Raw genomic sequence first — 17,826 nt, 5'->3', positions numbered from 1 at the left:
CCGCGGCGCGCCTCAGCTAGACAGGAATACCTGCCATGGAAGTTTCCCGTATCCGAGCGCTGCGCGGCCCCAACCTGTGGAGCAAGAACACGGCGATCGAAGCCATCGTGTCGTGCGCCGACGCCGAATGCTCGATCGACAACTTGCCCGACTTCGAAGCCCGCCTGCGCGCGCGCCTGCCGCAGACCGGCCTGCTGCGCCCCGAAGGCCACCAGGGCGCGGTGTCGATCGCGCACGTGCTGCAGATCGTGGCGTTGACGCTGCAGGCCCACGCCGGCTGCCCCGTCACCTTCGGCCGCGCCTCGTCCACCATCGAACCGGGCGTATTCCAGGTGGTGGTGGAATACAGCGAGGAAGAAGTCGGCCGCCTCGCCATGGACCTGGCCCAGCAATTGGTGCAGGCCGCGCTGGACGACACGCCGTTCGATCTGGCCGATGCCTTGAAGCGCCTGCGCGAACTGGACGAAGACGTGCGCCTGGGCCCGAGCACCGGCGCCATCGTCAACGCCGCCACCGCCCGCAACATTCCGTACCGCCGCCTGACGCAAGGCAGCATGGTGCAGTTCGGCTGGGGCAGCAAGCAGCGCCGCATCCAGGCCGCCGAAACCGACCTGACCAGCGCCATCTCCGAATCGATCGCGCAGGACAAGGACCTGACCAAGATGCTGCTGGACGCCGCCGGGGTGCCCGTGCCGCTGGGCCGCTCGGTCACCACCGCCGAAGACGCCTGGGCCGCGGCCCAGGAACTGGGCGGCCCGGTGGTGGTCAAGCCGCGCGACGGCAGCCAGGGGCGCGGCGTGGCGGTCAACATCGAAACACGCGAGCGCGTGATCCAGGCCTTCGAAGCGGCCGCGGAAATCAGCTCCGAAGTCATCGTCGAACGCTATATTCCCGGCCACGACTTCCGCCTGCTGGTGGTGGGCGGCGCGCTGGTGGCCGCCTCGCGCCGCGATCCACCGCAGGTCACCGGCGACGGCGTGCACACCATCCGCCAACTGGTCGACCAGGTCAACGCCGACCCGCTGCGCGGCGACGGCCACGCCACCTCGCTGACCAAGATCCGTTTCGACGACATCGCGCTGGCCACGCTGAAAAAGCAGGGCTTCGACGCCGACTCGGTGCCGGCCCCGGGCACCCTGATCTTCCTGCGCAACAACGCCAACCTCAGCACCGGCGGCTCGGCCACCGACGTCACCGATGAAGTGCATCCCGAGATGGCGGCGCGCGCGGTCTCCGCCGCCCGCATGATCGGCCTGGACATCTGCGGCGTCGACGTGGTGGCCGAAAGCGTGCAGTTCCCGCTCGAAGAGCAGAACGGCGGCGTGGTCGAAGTCAACGCCGCGCCCGGCCTGCGCATGCACCTGAACCCGTCGTTCGGCAAGGGCCGCGCCGTTGGCGAAGCCATCATCGCCAACATGTTCGCCGATGGCGAGGACGGCCGCATTCCGCTGGTGGCGGTCGCCGGCACCAACGGCAAGACCACCACCGTGCGCCTGACCGCGCACATCCTGGGCGTGGCCGGCAACCGCGTCGGCATGACCAACTCCGACGGCGTCTACGTCGACAACCTGCGTATCGACACCGGCGACTGCAGCGGCCCGCGCAGCGCCCGCAGCGTGCTGATGCACCCGGATGTCGACGCCGCCGTCTTCGAGACCGCGCGCGGCGGCATCCTGCGCGAAGGGCTGGCGTTCGACCGTTGCAATGTCGCCATCGTCACCAACATCGGCATGGGCGACCACCTCGGGCTGGGCTACATCAGCACCGTCGAGGATCTGGCCGTGGTCAAGCGCGTGATCGTGCAGCATGTGCACCCGAGCGGCACCGCCGTGCTCAACGCGGCCGATCCCATCGTGGCGGAAATGGCCCACAGTTGCCCTGGCTCGATCACCTACTTCGCCGAGGATCGCAACCACCCGGTCATGGCCACGCACCGCGCCCAGGGCCTGCGCGTGGTCTACCGCGACGGCGACGCCATCGTCGCCGCGCAGGGCGCCGAGGAAACCCGCTTCCCGCTGGCCGAGATTCCGCTTACGCGCAACGGCACCATCGTGTTCCAGGTCGAAAACGCCATGGCCTCGATCGCCGCGGCCTGGGCGCTGCATCTGGACTGGAACATCATCCGCCGCGGCCTGGCCACGTTCGTCAACGACGCCCAGACCGCGCCCGGCCGCTTCAACGTGTTCGACTATCGCGGCGCCACCGTCATCGCCGACTACGGCCACAACCCGGATGCCATCCTGGCGCTGGTGCGCGCGGTCGACGCCATGCCCGCCAAGCGCCGCTCGGTGGTCATCAGCGGCGCCGGCGACCGGCGCGACGAAGACATCCGCATGCAGACCGAGATTCTCGGCGAAGCCTTCGACGACGTGCTGCTGTACCAGGATCAATGCCAACGCGGCCGCGCCGACGGCGAAGTGCTGGCCTTGTTGCAGCAAGGCCTGGTCAACGCCAGCCGCACCCGCCACATCGAGGAAATCCATGGCGAGTTTCTGGCGATCGACACCGCCCTGGCCCGCCTGGGCGCCGGCGACCTCTGCCTGATCCTGGTGGACCAGGTGGAAGCGGCGTTGGAACACATCGCCCGACGCATCCGCGAAGCCTGACGCCAACGGCGGGATCGAATGCCAAACGGGGCGCGCGAGCGCCCCGTTTGCTTTTGTGCCGGCACCGCAACCAGCTTCGCGCTGGCCCATGCGCCGACTACTGCGTCGCGACTACCTTGCCACCACCGCGCGGGCCACCCTGCTGCCGCGCGACTTCAGCGCGCCATGACGTGTAGTTCCCGTTACCAGCCTCGCTCAAAACGGCTCAAGACGTTGCTCAGATGTAACTCCCGCTCTTGGTACGCCTGCGCTACCCGCCGTCGCAGGAGCCGCGATTTGCCCCGACCCCGGCAGTTACATTTACCCACAGCGTCCTTTGACACGGCTCGCGGCCGACCTGTACCTTGAACTCAAGCTGATCAGTGCCCAACTCAACCGCGAATGCAAACGCTTATAGGCCATAAGCCGCCGTATCCGCCATAACGAAGAGAGGTCACCATGAATAACGACATCATCGCTGGCAAGTGGAAGCAACTGACCGGTAAGGCCAAGGCGGCCTGGGGTGAACTCACCGACGACGAGTTGACCCGTACGGAAGGCAACGCCGAGCGCCTCGCTGGCCTGATCCAGGAGCGCTACGGCAAGACCAAGGATCAAGCGGAAAAGGAAGTGCGCGATTTCTTTGATCGCAACCCCTGATCCCCTCGCCACCAGGAGAAGCCGACATGTTGCACTACGCCGTTGTTTTTTTCGTCATTGCGATCATCGCGGCAGTCCTGGGCTTCGGCGGCATCGCCGCCGGGGCCGCGGGTATCGCCAAGATCCTGTTCTTCGTCTTCCTGGTCCTGGCGCTGCTGTCCATTCTGGGCGGCGCATTCCGCAAGAAATAGAAGAAGAACATCGCACCCAAAGAACTTTCGCTTAGCCGTTGCGTCCTGAACGCGCTGAAAACCACATACACAAGGAGCACAACTATGGAATTTCGCAAGCTGATCGCCGCCGCCGCACTGGGTACGGGCGCTGTCTTCACTTCCATGGCCTTTGCCGCCGATGACGGCAAGCCCAAGCAATCCGTGGGCGAATACGCCTCCGACGCGACCGTGACCACCAAGGTCAAGGCCGCCTTTGTGGCCGACAAGCAATTGAGCGCGCTGGACATTGCCGTTGAAACCACCGATGGCGTGGCCAAGCTGACCGGCACCGTCGGCACCGCCGCCGAAGCCGACCACGCCGCCACCGTGGCGCGCGGCGTCGAGGGCGTCAAGCAAGTGATGAACAACATCAAGGTCGACCCGGCCAAGAACAAGAAGTAAGCCGCCGGGCTTTGATGGTCACGCAATGAACAACGGCGCCTGTGCTCACACAGGCGCCGTTATTCATTGGGGCGCGGGTTCAAACGTCCACCGTGCCGCGACCAATCTCCAACGCGCGGCCGCCCACCTGAATGCGGCCATCGGCCTGAACGTCCAGCAGCAGGCGGCAGGCACGGCCCATCTGGTCGCCCTGCTCCACCAGGAAACTGGCGGGCAGCGCATGCTGCCGGTGCCGCAGCCAGCCGCCCAGATTGGCGCAGGCCGAGCCGGTCCCGGCATCTTCCTGCACCCCGCCGCCGGGCTTGGCATAGAAATAACGCGTCACCACGACATCGCGCCCGTCCTGCCGGCGGTTCTGGTCGAAGGCGAATAGATAGCAGACCTTGCGCCCCAGGCTGTTGGCCTGCCAGCGATCCAGCTGCCCGGCATCCGGGCTGGCCCGCCGCAACGCATCGACGTTCTTCAGCGGCACCAGTAGCTGGTCCGCGCCCGTATCCACCCAGATCGGATCATCCGCCAGGTCATCCACGCCCAGCCCCATCAGCCCGGCAATGTCGGCGGCCTGCAGGGTCGGCGCGGCCGTGCGCACGCCATTCGGGCAAGGCGCGGTGAAAGTCCAGGCGTCACCCTGCGCCGTCACGGGCACGACGCCGGCCTTGAATTCCAGCGTCAACGCATCGCCAGACTTGAGCAGGTCGCGCACCACTTGCGACGTGCCGATGGTGGGATGGCCCGCGAACCCCATCTCGAAACCGGGCGTGAAGATGCGCACCCGCGCATCGGCCACGTCGGACGGCAGGATGAAAGTGGTTTCGGAAAGATTGAACTGTGCCGCCAGCTCGCGCATGGTGGCATCGTCCATGCCACGCGCGTCTTCGAATACACAGAGGGGATTGCCGGTGAAGGTGCTGGAAGCGAAGACGTTTAGGAGACGGAATGCGTAGATGGCCATGGGCGGGAGGGAGGTTGCCGTGGGGAGGAAGGTCGTTACTTTATCGCAATGGGCCGGCCAAGAGACGCTCCCAGTGCTGCCTGGTCTGATCGTTTTTTCCGCCCAACGCATCAGGGGTGTTTTCCCGAAAACACTGCCCCTTCGATGACACACACTTGGTGTGGAACAGCACAGTACTGACCACCTCTCTCGGCTCGGAAGGTGCGCCCACGCGCTGCCTTCACCCCGACTCAACATAAATCAATGATTATTGACCAAGTCAAGTGCAATAAACATCTCCAATATACTGCTTCTACCCCGCAGCTTTTTCAAATAATCAGCCGCAGAAACCTCCTCAACATCACTGATCCCGGGCGACAACCTGGCCGGCGCCTTGAGCAGCGGCGCCGCGCCGTACCTGGCGGCCGAGATCAAGCGGCGGGTGGGCGAGGACAATCCGGCGGCCAACGCGATGGCGCATGCGGTGCTGGGCGCGGCGACGGCGCGGTTGAACGGTCAATCGGCGCTGGCCGGCGGGTTGGGCGCGGGCGGTGGCGAACTGGCGGCGCGGATGATCGCGCGGCAGCTGTTTCCGGGTAAAGCCCCCGACGCGCTGAGCGAAACCGAAAAGCAGCAGATCAGTGCGCTGAGCCAGGTGGCGGCGGGGATTGTGGGCGGCCTCGCCACGGGGGATGCGGCTGGCGGCGTGACTGGCCCGCAGGCGGGCAGGAACGCGGTCGAGAATAATTACCTCAATGCGGATGAAGCGCTCCTGTTCGATAAGGAACTGCAAGTCTGCGCAGAAAATGGTGGTTGTGATTCTGTCCGTGATAGATATAGAAAGCTCAGTGAGGATAATAAGGAAAGGTTAAAAGCGGTTTGCGAAGAAATCCCGCTCACGTGTGAAGCCTATTACAAGGAGTTAATTAAGGGTGGAATAGCAACTACGGAAAGGCCCGGTTGGTTATATGGCTCCATGAGCATGGATGAGGCGAAAGCCTATGTTCGGGATGCCAACAATCAAGATTTGATTTTGATAAATACAACTTCTAAGTCGTGGATGAGGTTTGTAGAATTTGCATCGGATCCTGAAAATCAGGCAGCGGTAGCCTCTTTGGGAGGGTTAAGTAAAGATCTTGTGCAGATTGCCAAGAACTTTTATAAAAGGAATGCGCGACCTAAAGCATTGCCTGTGCCAGAAGGTATTTCCAAAAAAATTCATACGGGGCAGCAAGATAAACATGTTTCGGGCCGTAATAATTATGATCCAAGGCGTTCTCCCCTACTGGAAGGGATTGATCCTCAGAGGTTGCTAAACGGGGTTCATTCAGGTAAATATAAAATAATAAGAATTAATCCCAGAAATCAACCTATTGTCGATTTTGGGAAACCTGTAGGAATTTATAAGGGAAAACTGACAAATTATGGAGTAATTCACGATGGAAAAAATAGCACTCATATAGCCCTGTAAGTCCGATTCAATATTGAGGGTGTCGATATTATGAAATGCATACCGGATTGGTTGTATCTGTGGGTATCTAAAGCACTGCTTGGTGAGATATATCCATCAATAAGGGCTGTTGTCGTTGGGTTTGATAAAGAGAGGGTGATGACATTGAGATATTATCTTGATAGGGAGGCGGAAGAATCTGATTATGAAAGTATAGATGAGGTTGTTACTCTTATTTTGGCAAACACATCATCCAACTACGATATTAAAGAGGTTAGGGATGAGGTGGTTTTTAGTGAGAAAAAACAGAAGGACTTGGATTGGTTGGATGGTTTTGTCTATTCGAGAAAGGAGTGATTTCTTGAGGGGGGGGAGAGACCTCCATATTGGGCCGGCGTCAATTGATAAGTGGCGACGAGAAAGACATGGGTGGTCAATATCATCTGCCGCGGATAGTGTGCTGAAGCTGGGATGTGAGTGACCGTGACGCGGCGCACGCGAACGACGGCAGCATCAGCCCGATCTTCAACAAGAAAAAAGAACAGAACCGCCTCAGGCAGGCGCAGCTGATCGGCGAGCTCGGCAGCCAGGCGATGGACGTCATCCGCACGCAGGGCGACATCGCGGGCCTGAAGGCGCAGACCGACCCGAAGGCACAGGCCGAAGCCAAGGCGCAGTTGGGCAAGGAGGGCCGGCTCTACACCCAAGCGGACGTGATGGACCGTGCCCATGCCAATGCCATGAAGCAATACGCCACCTTTCATGGAATTTTTCAAGTCGCAGCCATCGCCCATGCCGCACCGACATCGAACCCCATGGCTTCAAAGCGCGCCTACCACCTACAGCAGGGCTTTTTTATTAGCTTCCAGCATGGTTGTAGCGTGCCGGCATTTCATAATCTTCTGGAATATCAGCTAGCGGCTTATCATCAGGCCACCCTGCCTTTTCTATATCATCAAAGATTCTCTTAAAGAAATCTGAAAGGAGCTGAGCGGAGGATTGCACCCTTTCGAGTGCGTACCTCACTGCTACCCAATCGTTCGTTCGCATCGATTTCTCAACAAGTTCTAGGTTTATGAGCAAACTCTTTATATCACCAGAAAATATTTCATCCAAATTCGACACACAATCTACCCCCCACCCGCCCATTGAAAACCGACGCTCACTGACCGACAAAGAAATCAAGGCGGGGATTATTTTTTTCATTATATTAAAATTTAATCCATTTGAGAAAAAATCATCTGAGGAGTTAGAAGCACTCGAAACCTCGCAAGCCTCCACGGCACCGCTCAATCGTGGAATTATTGAATTCACTCTACCCACATCTTCAACAATGTTATGAAAAAATCCATAAAGGCTTAGCAAATAAACTCTAACCCGAACTATGGCGACCATAGCTGCAACCAGATCTTTTTCCTGCAAAGCCTCATGCAAGATGTTTATCCATATTTGAAGACTAGTGGTTTCTTTTCTTAATTCTTCATCTAAATTCTGCTTGTAATTCAGGTACCAGTCCATATCCGACCATTTTTGATCAGAACACAACGATCCATACAAACGCGGCAGCAAATACTTTATTTTGTCTATGCCATTCATTTCAACTTTCTCCCTTTCGCCGCCATAGTTTTTGAATCGTTAATAGAACCATCCAAATTCAGAACCACCTTAAAATTCCCGTGCCTATCAAATACCTCAATATGGTCCTTATGCCTCTTATCCAAATAGAAATTATCACCTTTTTTTATATAACCACCAATATCATCATTAGCTTTATAAAAAGTCATCCCGTTATAATGTTGACTTGTTCTTCGTGAATTATTTTTTATTTCACCACCAAAACCAGGCCGCTCGAAAATTGCCGTCATATTTTCAACGGCATCCTTATTTGGCTTATATCGATCGGGCTCTTTATTGAAATGGGTAGTTTGCTTGGATGCTGCTCCCTTCCCTCCTAACTTACCTCCTTTTCCCCCACCCACACCACTAGCCACCGCCGGCAGCGTCGCAGCCATCACCCGTGCCGTATCGGCATCAAACCCCATGGCTTCAAAACGCTTGGTCCAGCCGTGCTCGGCAACTATCCCTCCCGCCTCCACGTCCGACATATACACCGCCGGCATATAGTCGCGAAAATCGTCAGGCAGCGACTTGTCCTTCGCCAGCCTTTTTATCGTGTCGTCGAGCAACTCCCACTCGTCAAGCAAATAGCCATATCGTTGCTGGCATTGCTGAGGTGATGTGGTGCAAACTTCCTTTATCTCTTCCTGCTGGCGGACATTGGTATCCACCATGTCCCGAATGACTTTTTGGCGTTCTTCCCCTGTGCCGACCTTCGCCCGATGCGCGAAGTCTTCCAACTGAGCAACATCTAAAAAGTTATTCTCGACCGCACTCCTGCCCGCCTGCGCGCCAGTCACGCCGCCAGCCACATCCCCCGTGGCGACACCACCCACAATCCCCGCCGCCACCTGGCTCAGCGCGCTTATCTGCTGCTTCTCAGTTTCGCTCAGCGCATCGGGGGCTTTACCCGGAAACAGCTGCCCCGCGATCATCCGCGCCGCCAGTTCGCCACCGCCCGCGCCCAACCCGCCGGCCAGCGCCGATTGACCGTTCAACCGCGCCGTCGCCGCGCCCAGCACCGCATGCGCCATCGCGTTGGCCGCCGGATTGTCCTCGCCCACCCGCCGCTTGATCTCGGCCGCCAGGTACGGCGCGGCGCCGCTGCTCAAGGCGCCGGCCAGGTTGTCGCCCGCCAGTGCCGTCAGCGCGCCCGTCACCGCCTGCGCCGCTTTTTGCAGGTCGCTGCCGGTGCCGTATTGCTTCATGGCATTGGCATGGGCACGGTCCATCACGTCCGCATTGGTGTAGAGCCGGCCCTCCTTGCCCAACTGCGCCTTGGCTTCGGCCAGCGCCTTCGGGTCGGTCTGCGCCTTCAGGCCCGCGATATCGCCCTGCGTGCGGATGACGTCCATCGCCTGGCTGCCGAGCTCGCCGATCAGCTGCGCCTGCCTGAGGCGGTTCTGCTCTTTCTCCTTGTCGAAGATCGGGCTGATGCTGCCCTCGTTTGCGTGCGCCGCGTCGCGGCTCAAGGCCGCCAGGTCCTGGCGTTGATCGGCCAGGTCGCGCACGCGCAGATCGCCTTCGCTCACCGCCGCCTGGGTGGTGCCCGACGCATGTCCGCTGCGGTTGGCGCCGGACAGCATGCCGCCGGCCGCATTGGCCAGCAGGTCCTTGCCCACCGGCCCGCCGGTGCCCATCGAGCCGCCACTGTGCTGCGCCTGGAAGTCCGCCCGGTTGTCGATGTCGCGCCAGCCCAGCGTGCCGGTGTCCAACCGGTTCTCGTCCCGGCGGGCCGTGCTCGCGATCGCCGCGCCATCCAGCTGGGTGTGACGGCCCACGTTGATGTCGTAGCCGCCCCGGCCCGCGAACAGGCCCGTCTGCTCCTTGACCGACTCGAAGTCGCTGCGCAGTTTGTCCTGGCTGGCGCTGATATTCGCCGAGCCGCTCATCGAGCCGAAGCTGAAGCTGCCTCCCGCGCTGATGTTGCGCTGGCGCGCGGAATAATGGTCGCTGTCCTGCTCGCTCTGCAGCGTCAGATTGCGGTCGGCGTTGACCTCGATGTATTCACCGCCGACCTGCGCGCCCTTGAGCAGCGTGTCCCGGCCGCTGGCCAACGTCACCGTGCCGCCCGCGTCCAGGGTGGTCTCGGTATGGGTCAGTCCACGTCCTTTTTCGCTGCCTTTGCCGGCATTGACGCCGGCCGACACGTTGATGCCGTAGCCCCCGGCGCCCGCGCCGATGCCAATGCCGACATTGCCGCCGTGGCTGCTGCTACTGCCGTCGGTGCGCTCGACGTTCTGCGCCGACAGCAATTCAATATCGCGGCCGGCCGAAAGCAGCACATCCCCTCCGGCCTTGACCTGAGAGCCGGCCAACACGACATCGCCGCTGCCGGCCTCCTTGCCCGTGCCGGTGGCGGCGATCGAGATATCCCGCCCCGCATTCAGCGTGCTGCCCTGCGCGCGCCGGCTCTCGCTGCGCGTTTCGCGTTTGGACGACTGGCTGCCATAGGAAATACTGACGCCGATTGTGTTGGTTGCCCCCTGCGCCGCATCCTTGTCGCCCGCGCTCAGGCCTGCCGCGGTATTTTTTGCGTCGGCGGCTTGCGTCTGCAGGTCGTCGCGCTCGAACGCCTGCGCCGCCTGGACGCCGGACAGCGCCGCTTTGGCGCCCTGCAGCGTCCGCAACCGCCCGTCGCTTTCTTCCCTGGCCTGCCGCGCCGTGCTGACCGCGGTATTGAGCGCGCTGCCCACCGTCCCCGACAACGCGACGGTCAGGCCGCTTTGTTTCGATTCGAAGGTCTCGCGGCGGGTGCGCTGGTCATAGCCCGGATCGATGCGCACGCTGTCGCCAGTGATGTCGAGGTCTTTGCCCGCCACCAGGTCGGCGCCGCCGATATGCACGCGGTTTTCCGCGGTGAGGGCCACGCTGCCCTGGGTGCTGCCTACCGTACTGGCGTTCTGGCTCTGGATGACGCCCTGCTCGTCCACCTGGTGACGCGAGGATTGGCTGCCGATGGTGAAGCCGATGCCGCCGCTGTCCAGCAACCCGCTCTTTTTCTGCTTTTCCAGCAGGTAGTGGGATTCGGTGTCGGTGGCCGCTGAAATATCGACGTCGCGCCCCGCGCGCAGATTGACGTCGCGGTCGCCGACAATGGCCGAACCGGTCACTGTCAGGTCATTGCCCGCCACGATGCTGACCCGATCGCCGCTCAGCATGCTGCCGACCTCGCGCGTCATGCGGTCGTCCTTGACCGTATCGCTGCTGCTTTTGCGCAGGAAGCCCTTTTTCTCGGCGTGTTCCCGCGACTGCCGCGTCTCGCTCTCGCTGCTGCTGACGATCCGCACATCCTGCCGCGCCTGCAGGGCGAGGCCCCCCTGCTCGCTGTGCAGCGTGCTGCCCGTCACGGCGATATCGCCAGTGCGGGCGACGATCGTCATGCCGTCCTGGCTACTGAGCGTGCTGCCGGTGGCCTCATTGCGCGAGGATTCCATCTCGCGCCAGCCTTTGGTCTTGCCGTCGCGCGTATGCTCGACGTCCTGATCAGTCACCCGCCGACGCGCGCTGCCGACAGAGACCTCGTTGGCCTCCAGGCTTATGTGCCCCTGCCGACTGTCGACCTGCGCGCCTTCCAGCACGGCGGCGTTGCCCGCCAGTACCGTCACTCCTTGATCGCCGCTCACGCTCGCCAGGCTCAACCGCTGCTCTTCCCGCAGGTTGTCGACCGAAGACGTGCTGCTGCCGGCTTTGAGCCGGGTCGTGTTGGTGGCGGAGGCCGCCGACAACCGCACATCGCCCCCGGCCTGCAAGCGCGTCGAGCCACCTGCGGCGACCTGGCTGCCCTGCAGGACCAGATCCCGCCCCGCCGTCACGCTGACGTTGTTGCCCGCGTTCAGGGTGCTGCCCTGCGACTGCTGCCATTCACCGCTGACTTGCGCCATTCGCTGGCCGGCGGTTTCCATGCCCGAACGGGTGCGGTTGCCCATGGCGCCGGAAATCACGTCGACGCTGGCAGTGTGGCGGCTCTGCGCGACGCCGATGTCCAGGCCGTCACGCGCGTTCAGGTTCAAGTCGTGCGCGGCGTCCAACCTGGCGCCCCGCAAACGGATGTCACCGCCGCTCAAGGCAATGTCGCTGGCGCTCATGCTGGCCTGGCGCAGCGCATCCTGCAGGTTGCTGCTGATCGCCAGGTGATCCGCGCGTATGTCGATGCGGTCAGACTTGATGTCACCGCCACGATGCAGGAAGCGGTCCGCTTCGATGCCGAGCGCCCGGTCGGCGAAGAGATTGCCCGCGTTATCGACGCTGCCTGCCGACAGCCGCAGGGCGCCGCCGCCAACCAGCGCGCCATCGCCAGTGAGCCGCAGCGTGGATGCGGCCAGGTAGACCTTGGGTACCCATACGGTCTGCGGACCGGTGGCGGTATCGACTGATTCGCTCACCATCCACACAATATCCTGCTGTAGCGCCGCGATCTGCGCCGGCGTCAAGGCCACGCCTGGCACCAGTTGCAGGTCTTGCGCCGCTTTTGCGCCACTGGCCATCAACGCCTGGTACTGATCCATCGCGCTTTCACCGCGCACGGACGGCCGTCCGGTCAATTGCAGCACCTGTTCCCGCACCAGGCGCTGTTCGTAGAAGCCATCCCCAAGGCGCTTGTGCGCCCGCGCCGGGTCGAATCCGACCTGCTTCAACAGATAATCACTGCTGATGAATCTGCCGCGGCTGGTGAAGCGGTCATCGGTCACGACCAGGTATGGACTGTCCGGGGCCGCGGACTGACGGAACAGGCCGTTATCCGGGATCGAGGTCGCCACGCGGCTCAAATGCCGCTTCTGCGTCAACGCCTGCTCGGCGGGCAGGAGCGGACGGTCGACCGCCAATTGCGTATGGCCGCCGATGCGGTCCGCGTCCGGCACCGCGACCGCCAGCGGGTTGCGCTGCCATTCGGCGCGTTCGGCCTGCACCGCCTCGAACGCGGCGGCCACATCGCTGATCCGCGCTTGGGCCACGGTGGTGTTGGTGATGCTGGCGCCGCGGATGGTGACGTTGCCATTGCCGCTGATGACGCCATCGACGGTGCTCAATGCGGTGGTGACGTCACGGTTGAAGGTGGGATACCAGTGCATCGCTTCTTTGTCGTAATGATCGACAATGATTTCCTGGCGCCGCTCGTTCACCGAATACCCGCGGTTGTCGACCTCGCCCTCGTCGGCGATATCGAGGTTGCCGTTTGCGGTGATGACGCTGGCGTCGTTCAGCAGGCGGTCGGCGATGCGCAACGCCATGTCGCCGCCCGCCAGGATGCGGGCGCCCGTGCCTTCGGAGACCAGGCTGTCGCGCGTAACGGTGCTGGTGACGGTGCGCTCGCGGAAATTGCTGTAGTCGGTCACGAAGGGCGCGGCGGCAATATCGATGTGCCTTTCCGGATCCCACTGCTCCAGGCGCCCCCAGTCGGACTCGCGCCAGACGGTGTTTTGATACGGCGTCGGCACGAGGTTCTGCCGATGCCCGCGCGTCTCGTAGAAGGTCATGGCATAGCTGCCATCCGCGCCAGGCAACAACGCCAGATAGTTGACCCACAGGTCGGTCAGCGTCCCCCACCGGTTGCGGACGCGCAGTTGTGCGCGTTTGGCCGGCGCATCGATCGCCAACAGGGTGCCGTACGGGCTGCTTCTGGCGGCATCCTGGTCCTGGAACGTCAGGCGTTGCGTGGTCGGTGCCACGCTGCTCAGGTCGGGGTTGACCTTGGAGCCGTAGGAACGCCAGTAGTAGTTGTAGCGTTGCCATTTGGTGGCGGGATCTGCCTGCGCATCCCGGGCGATCATCAGGCCTTCGCGCAGATTCTCCAGGCGCTTGGCTTCGATCGCCACGTCGCCATCGGCTTCAACGACGCTTGCACGGTTCTCCAGCAGATCGCCGCTGCCCAGGTTCAGCGCGCCGCCGCTATACAGCAGGCCGCCGTCCCGATTGCTCAATCGTTCGCGCGCCTGCAACGACAGTTGTTGCGTCGCGGCCACCACGCCATCGCGGCCATGGTTGTCGATCACGCGGCCACGCACGACGACGTCATCGCCCATCACGCTCGCGGCGTTGTCCAGCGTATCGACATCGAGCGCCATGCGATCGGCTTCCAAGCGCCCCTGGTTGCGCAAGACGCCCGTCGCCACTTGCAAGCGTTTGGCCGCCAGGGAACCCTGGTTGGTCAGGTGCGTGGCGCGCACGACCAGATCGCTCGGCAGCAGCCATTCGGCCCGGTTGGTCAACGCGCCATCCACGGCAAGCGCGACCCGCGCATTGCTGCTGATCGTGTCACCGGCTTGATGCGTGTAGTCCTGCCCTATCGAAAGGGACAGCGCGTCCTGGCTGCGCAGGGTGCCCGCCCGGTTGTCCAGGGTATGGGCATCGATGGCCAGCGTGCCAGCGCTTTCCACCGACCCGTCCTGGTTGAACAGGAACAGCGCGGAAAACGAATCCGCTTGGTCCGCCTGGATCCGCAGCGGCCCGTTGGCCTGGATGCTGCCCTGTCGATTGTCCAGGCTCGCCAGCCCTGACAGCGTGAGACTGCCGACGCTCTGCAAACGTCCCGCCGTGTTGTCCAGCGAGCGGGCCGCCACGCCGATATGGGTTGCCCCCAGCAACAGGCCGCCGTCACGGTTGTTCAACCAATCCGCCGTGATGTTCAGCCGATCCTGGCTGGTGATGTTGCCGCGCTCGCTGTTGTCCAACCGCGCCGCATTCAGCAGGAATGTGCCGGTGGCAACCAGCTGGCCGGCCTGATTGTCCAATTGCGCGCTGTTCAGCGTCAGGGCACCGCCGCTATGCACCTTGCCTTGCCGATTATCCAGCGTGGCGACGCGATAGTCGGCCGCAGCCAGGCTGATGAGCATTCCATCAGCGTTGGTCAGCTGGTCCGCGGCCACGGCCAACGCGCCCCGGCTGCTGAACGCGCCAGCCCCATTTCCGACCTGGGCGGCAACGATCCGCTGATCACCATTGCTGCGCACGGCTCCGCGGTCATTGGCCAATCGTCCGGCAATGCGTAGATCAAGCTCGCGCTGGCTGTCGATCGCGCCGCCTTCGTTCAGCAACTGTCCCGCATCGAGTTGCAAGGCCTCGCCGCTCTGCACCTGACCGCCGCGGTTATCCAGCGATTCGCGCAGGTCGAGCCGCAGGTAGCGCTCGCTGTGAATCAGGCCTTGCCCCGTGTTGTCCAGGCCTTGCGCGGCCAGTGTCAATCCGGCGCCGGTCGATATCCGCCCCGCGGCGTTGTTGATGGCGCCGGCGCGCGCGCCCGCCTCGGCGCCTTGCACGTCCAGCCGCCGCCCGGCATTGATGTCGCCGGCCTGGTTATCGATGTCCTGCGCAACGCGCAGCGTCAGATTTGCGGCCGACCGCAGCGCGCCCTTGCCGTTGTCCAGAGTACTCGCGGCAAGGGTGGCGTCGCCCAGCGTCTGTATCGAGCCGTCCCGGTTGCCGAACGCGCCACCGACGGCGGACCAATCCCCCTGGCTGCCCATCCATCCTTGCGTATTGAGGATGTCCTGCGCATGCAACTGCTGGCTTTCGCGGCTGAAAATACGGCCATCGCCGTTGTCCAACGTGCCAGCGAGCCAGAGATCCAGGCTGGCCAGCGACTGGATACTGCCTTGCGCATTGCGCAGCTGCCCGGCGCGAACCGCCGTATTGCCGTGGCCAGTCAGTATGCCGCCCTGGTTGTCCAGCGTTCCGTCCAGCGTCAACGACAACGCCTGCTGGCTCAGGACGACGCCCTGATGGAGATTGCGCAGCGCCCCTCCCGTCAACGACATGGCGCCGCCGCTTTGCAGGGAGCCCGCGCCGTTGTCGAGCTGGCTCGCCGCGCCACCCTGCCAGGCCAGCGATTGCCCGGCCATCAGGACGCCCCGCCGGTTGACGAGCTCGTGGGAGGTATCGAGACGCAGGTCGCCGCCCGATTGCAGCCTTCCGGCGGTGTTATCGAGCCCGTCCGCCATCACCTGGACCTGCTCGCCTCCCAGGGCAGTCGCGTCGCGGTTATCCCAATGGCCGCCTGCCTGGATCGACAGTGTCCGCCCGGCTTCGAGCCAGCCCTGCGCGTTATCCAGCTCCTGTCGCGCCGCCAGGCGCAGGTCGCCCTGGCCAATCAGCTGCCCTTGCCGATTGCGGACGCGTTGCGCCGTCACATCGACCTGCGCAGCGGCAATCATTCCGCTGGCATTGTCGAACACGCCCTGAGCATTCAATTTCAGCGCCTTGCCCACCCGAAGCGTGCCTTCGCGGTTATGGAAATCACCGCCTGACATGACGTCCAGCGACTCCCGGCTGGAGATCGTGCCCGACCGGTTATCCATGCGCCCGGCGCTCAGCGCCAGGTCACCATTGCCGCCCAGTTCGCCGCCGCGGTTATCCAGCAGGCCAGCGATGCGCCCACTTGAGGCGGTGTCGCCGAGCATCACCAGGCGTCCCTGTCGGTTGCCCAGGGAGCCGGCATCCAGCTCCAATTGGCGGGCTTCGATCACGCCGTCGCTGTTGTCCAACGCCCCCGTCAAGGCGAAGCGGCTTTCTCCGTCTTCCACCTGGGTCCAGACGGCGGCCCGGTTGAACAGGCTGTTGCCACCGACCTGCCAGCTGCCGGCGCGGACCTTCGCTTGTTGCGCGTCGATGACCCCGGTCGTGCCCAACGCCAGCCGGCGGCTGTCGATCGTGGTCTGCCGCAGCGCGATCTCGCCGTCCTGCGCGTGGATCCGCAATTGGTCTGCCGCAAGCGTGCCCTGGCTCAGGTCGATGCGGTTGCCCTTTATGTCGATTGATTTCCGGCTCAGCAGATTGCCGCTGGCCCGCACTTCCCCCTGGCTGGTCAATACCAGGTCCGCCATCCGAGTCAGCGAGCTGTTGATGTCGCTGCCGGCCAGCAGGTTGCCACGGCTCTGGATGCCTTGCGCGGCCGTCAGCCGGACGTCACCCGCGGCCGCCAGCGTGCCGGATTGTTCGATGTTCCCGGTCCGGCTTGCGACCGACAGCGCGCCGCCGCCATACAGCTTGCCGTGATGCTCCAGGCCGTCCCGCGCGGCCAGGGAAATATCACCGCCCGCCTGGGTCACTGCCTCGGTGGAACCGGATAGCCAACTGAGCCTGCCTTCGCTGCTGACCGTCAGCGTTCCCGACGCCTGCAGATGCCCGCCCTGATTGCGCACGCCCACTCCGGCCTCAGTGCCAACCATGCGGATATGGCCGCTGTACATGCCGCCCAGTTGGCCCATGTCTATCGCCAGTTCCGGCTTCATGGCTTCAGGGCCCAGCGGCACGACCGTTTTCGCATCGGCGCTGACGCGGTTGCGCCCCGCTATCACCGACACGGCTTGTCTGGCCCAGACGCCGGCGTTTACTTCGACCGCGCGCGCCAGGATGTCCACATAGGCGGTGTCATGGCGCGGATCGCCATTCAGGCCGCCGCCTTCGATGCGCACGACACCCCGCTCGACCCGGAAGCCCGCCAGGCTGCCGTCGGCGTTGCGCTGCGGACTGCCGGTGCTCAGCGTCATGCGCCCCGCATTGATCGCGCCGCAACCGTCGCACAGGATGCCCGACGGATTGGCCACGATGACCTGCGCCTTGTCGCCCGCAACCTCCATGAATCCGCGCAACTGGCTGGGATTGCTGCTGTTGACCTCATTGAGGATGACCCGCGCCGAGGCGCCATTCGGATCGAGGTTGGGATTGCCCTGGATCATCCCGGCCAGCCTGGTCGAGGTCATGGCCGCCGAATTGTTGAGAATCACGCCTTTCCGATCGACGTCGAACTGGACGTACCGGTTGTGCGACACCCGGGACGGATCGGGCGCGGCAATGTTGACTTGCGGCAACCCGTTGCGCGTCGAGATCACTGCGGGACGCTGCCCGGCGGGCGCCGCGCCATCGGCGACGATTCCGCCCGCCACCGCCGGCGCGGCAACCATGATCAAGCCCAGCAACCGGATGGCGCGCAGGATGAGAGCGAAGCGGTGGCGGTGTTGCATGAACGCGGTC

General features: G+C 63.0%; 10 protein-coding genes. 7 read left to right on the top strand and 3 right to left on the bottom strand.

Annotation, left to right across the window (positions count from 1 at the left end; genetic code table 11):
- Positions 1 to 35: 35 nt before the first annotated feature.
- The 4 genes from cphA to ACN6O8_RS01345 all read left to right on the top strand — a co-directional run bounded on the left by cphA (position 36) and on the right by ACN6O8_RS01345 (position 3,859).
- Positions 36 to 2,606: a cyanophycin synthetase gene (gene cphA / locus ACN6O8_RS01360; protein ID WP_427989293.1), complete on the top strand. Its 2,571-nt coding sequence runs from the start codon at positions 36 to 38 to the stop codon at positions 2,604 to 2,606.
- A 438-nt stretch (positions 2,607 to 3,044) separates the two neighbouring features.
- Positions 3,045 to 3,245 (top strand): CsbD family protein, encoded by a 201-nt coding sequence (locus ACN6O8_RS01355; RefSeq protein ID WP_427989292.1) that lies wholly within the window; start codon positions 3,045 to 3,047, stop codon positions 3,243 to 3,245.
- A 26-nt stretch (positions 3,246 to 3,271) separates the two neighbouring features.
- On the top strand, positions 3,272 to 3,436 hold the full coding sequence (locus tag ACN6O8_RS01350; protein ID WP_006389411.1) for a DUF1328 domain-containing protein: 165 nt from the start codon (positions 3,272 to 3,274) through the stop codon (positions 3,434 to 3,436).
- 84 nt (positions 3,437 to 3,520) lie between these two features.
- Entirely contained in the window at positions 3,521 to 3,859 is a 339-nt protein-coding gene (locus tag ACN6O8_RS01345; protein WP_427989291.1) for a BON domain-containing protein, read from the top strand.
- Positions 3,860 to 3,938: 79 nt separating this feature from the next.
- On the opposite strand, the gene ACN6O8_RS01340 is transcribed toward ACN6O8_RS01345, so the two are convergent.
- Complete coding sequence (locus tag ACN6O8_RS01340) at positions 3,939 to 4,811, bottom strand: PhzF family phenazine biosynthesis protein (protein ID WP_427989290.1); 873 nt, start codon at positions 4,809 to 4,811, stop codon at positions 3,939 to 3,941.
- Between the two features lie 373 nt (positions 4,812 to 5,184).
- On the opposite strand from ACN6O8_RS01340, the gene ACN6O8_RS01335 reads away from it, so the two are divergent.
- From ACN6O8_RS01335 to ACN6O8_RS01325, 3 genes are all read left to right on the top strand, one after another.
- Positions 5,185 to 6,261 (top strand): VENN motif pre-toxin domain-containing protein, encoded by a 1,077-nt coding sequence (locus tag ACN6O8_RS01335; protein ID WP_427989288.1) that lies wholly within the window; start codon positions 5,185 to 5,187, stop codon positions 6,259 to 6,261.
- Positions 6,262 to 6,291: 30 nt separating this feature from the next.
- Positions 6,292 to 6,597: a colicin gene (locus tag ACN6O8_RS01330; protein WP_427989287.1), complete on the top strand. Its 306-nt coding sequence runs from the start codon at positions 6,292 to 6,294 to the stop codon at positions 6,595 to 6,597.
- A 116-nt stretch (positions 6,598 to 6,713) separates the two neighbouring features.
- A complete protein-coding gene (locus ACN6O8_RS01325) occupies positions 6,714 to 7,211 on the top strand; it encodes a hypothetical protein (RefSeq protein ID WP_427989286.1) in 498 nt (165 codons plus the stop codon).
- On the opposite strand, the gene ACN6O8_RS01320 is transcribed toward ACN6O8_RS01325, so the two are convergent.
- On the bottom strand, positions 7,099 to 7,836 hold the full coding sequence (locus ACN6O8_RS01320) for a hypothetical protein (RefSeq protein WP_427989285.1): 738 nt from the start codon (positions 7,834 to 7,836) through the stop codon (positions 7,099 to 7,101). The two genes, ACN6O8_RS01325 and ACN6O8_RS01320, sit on opposite strands and share 113 nt — an antisense overlap.
- Positions 7,833 to 17,816 (bottom strand): hemagglutinin repeat-containing protein, encoded by a 9,984-nt coding sequence (locus ACN6O8_RS01315; RefSeq protein ID WP_427989284.1) that lies wholly within the window; start codon positions 17,814 to 17,816, stop codon positions 7,833 to 7,835. Before ACN6O8_RS01315 ends, ACN6O8_RS01320 begins: the two co-directional genes overlap by 4 nt.
- Positions 17,817 to 17,826: the final 10 nt, after the last annotated feature.

Origin of the sequence: Achromobacter sp. (assembly GCF_050285565.1) — a bacterium.
Classification (GTDB): Bacteria; Pseudomonadota; Gammaproteobacteria; order Burkholderiales; family Burkholderiaceae_B; genus Achromobacter.
The sequence above is the reverse complement of the archived record's forward strand: the minus strand, read 5'-3'. Positions and strand labels throughout refer to the sequence as shown.

Excerpts from the sequence above, each read along its gene's own strand:
- ACN6O8_RS01315 (WP_427989284.1), bottom strand. The coding sequence starts at position 17,816 with ATGCAACACCGCCACCGCTTCGCTCTCATCCTGCGCGCCATCCGGTTG.
- cphA (WP_427989293.1), top strand. The coding sequence starts at position 36 with ATGGAAGTTTCCCGTATCCGAGCGCTGCGCGGCCCCAACCTGTGGAGC.
- ACN6O8_RS01350 (WP_006389411.1), top strand. The coding sequence starts at position 3,272 with ATGTTGCACTACGCCGTTGTTTTTTTCGTCATTGCGATCATCGCGGCA.
- ACN6O8_RS01330 (WP_427989287.1), top strand. The coding sequence starts at position 6,292 with ATGAAATGCATACCGGATTGGTTGTATCTGTGGGTATCTAAAGCACTG.
- ACN6O8_RS01345 (WP_427989291.1), top strand. The coding sequence starts at position 3,521 with ATGGAATTTCGCAAGCTGATCGCCGCCGCCGCACTGGGTACGGGCGCT.
- ACN6O8_RS01355 (WP_427989292.1), top strand. The coding sequence starts at position 3,045 with ATGAATAACGACATCATCGCTGGCAAGTGGAAGCAACTGACCGGTAAG.
- ACN6O8_RS01340 (WP_427989290.1), bottom strand. The coding sequence starts at position 4,811 with ATGGCCATCTACGCATTCCGTCTCCTAAACGTCTTCGCTTCCAGCACC.
- ACN6O8_RS01320 (WP_427989285.1), bottom strand. The coding sequence starts at position 7,836 with ATGAATGGCATAGACAAAATAAAGTATTTGCTGCCGCGTTTGTATGGA.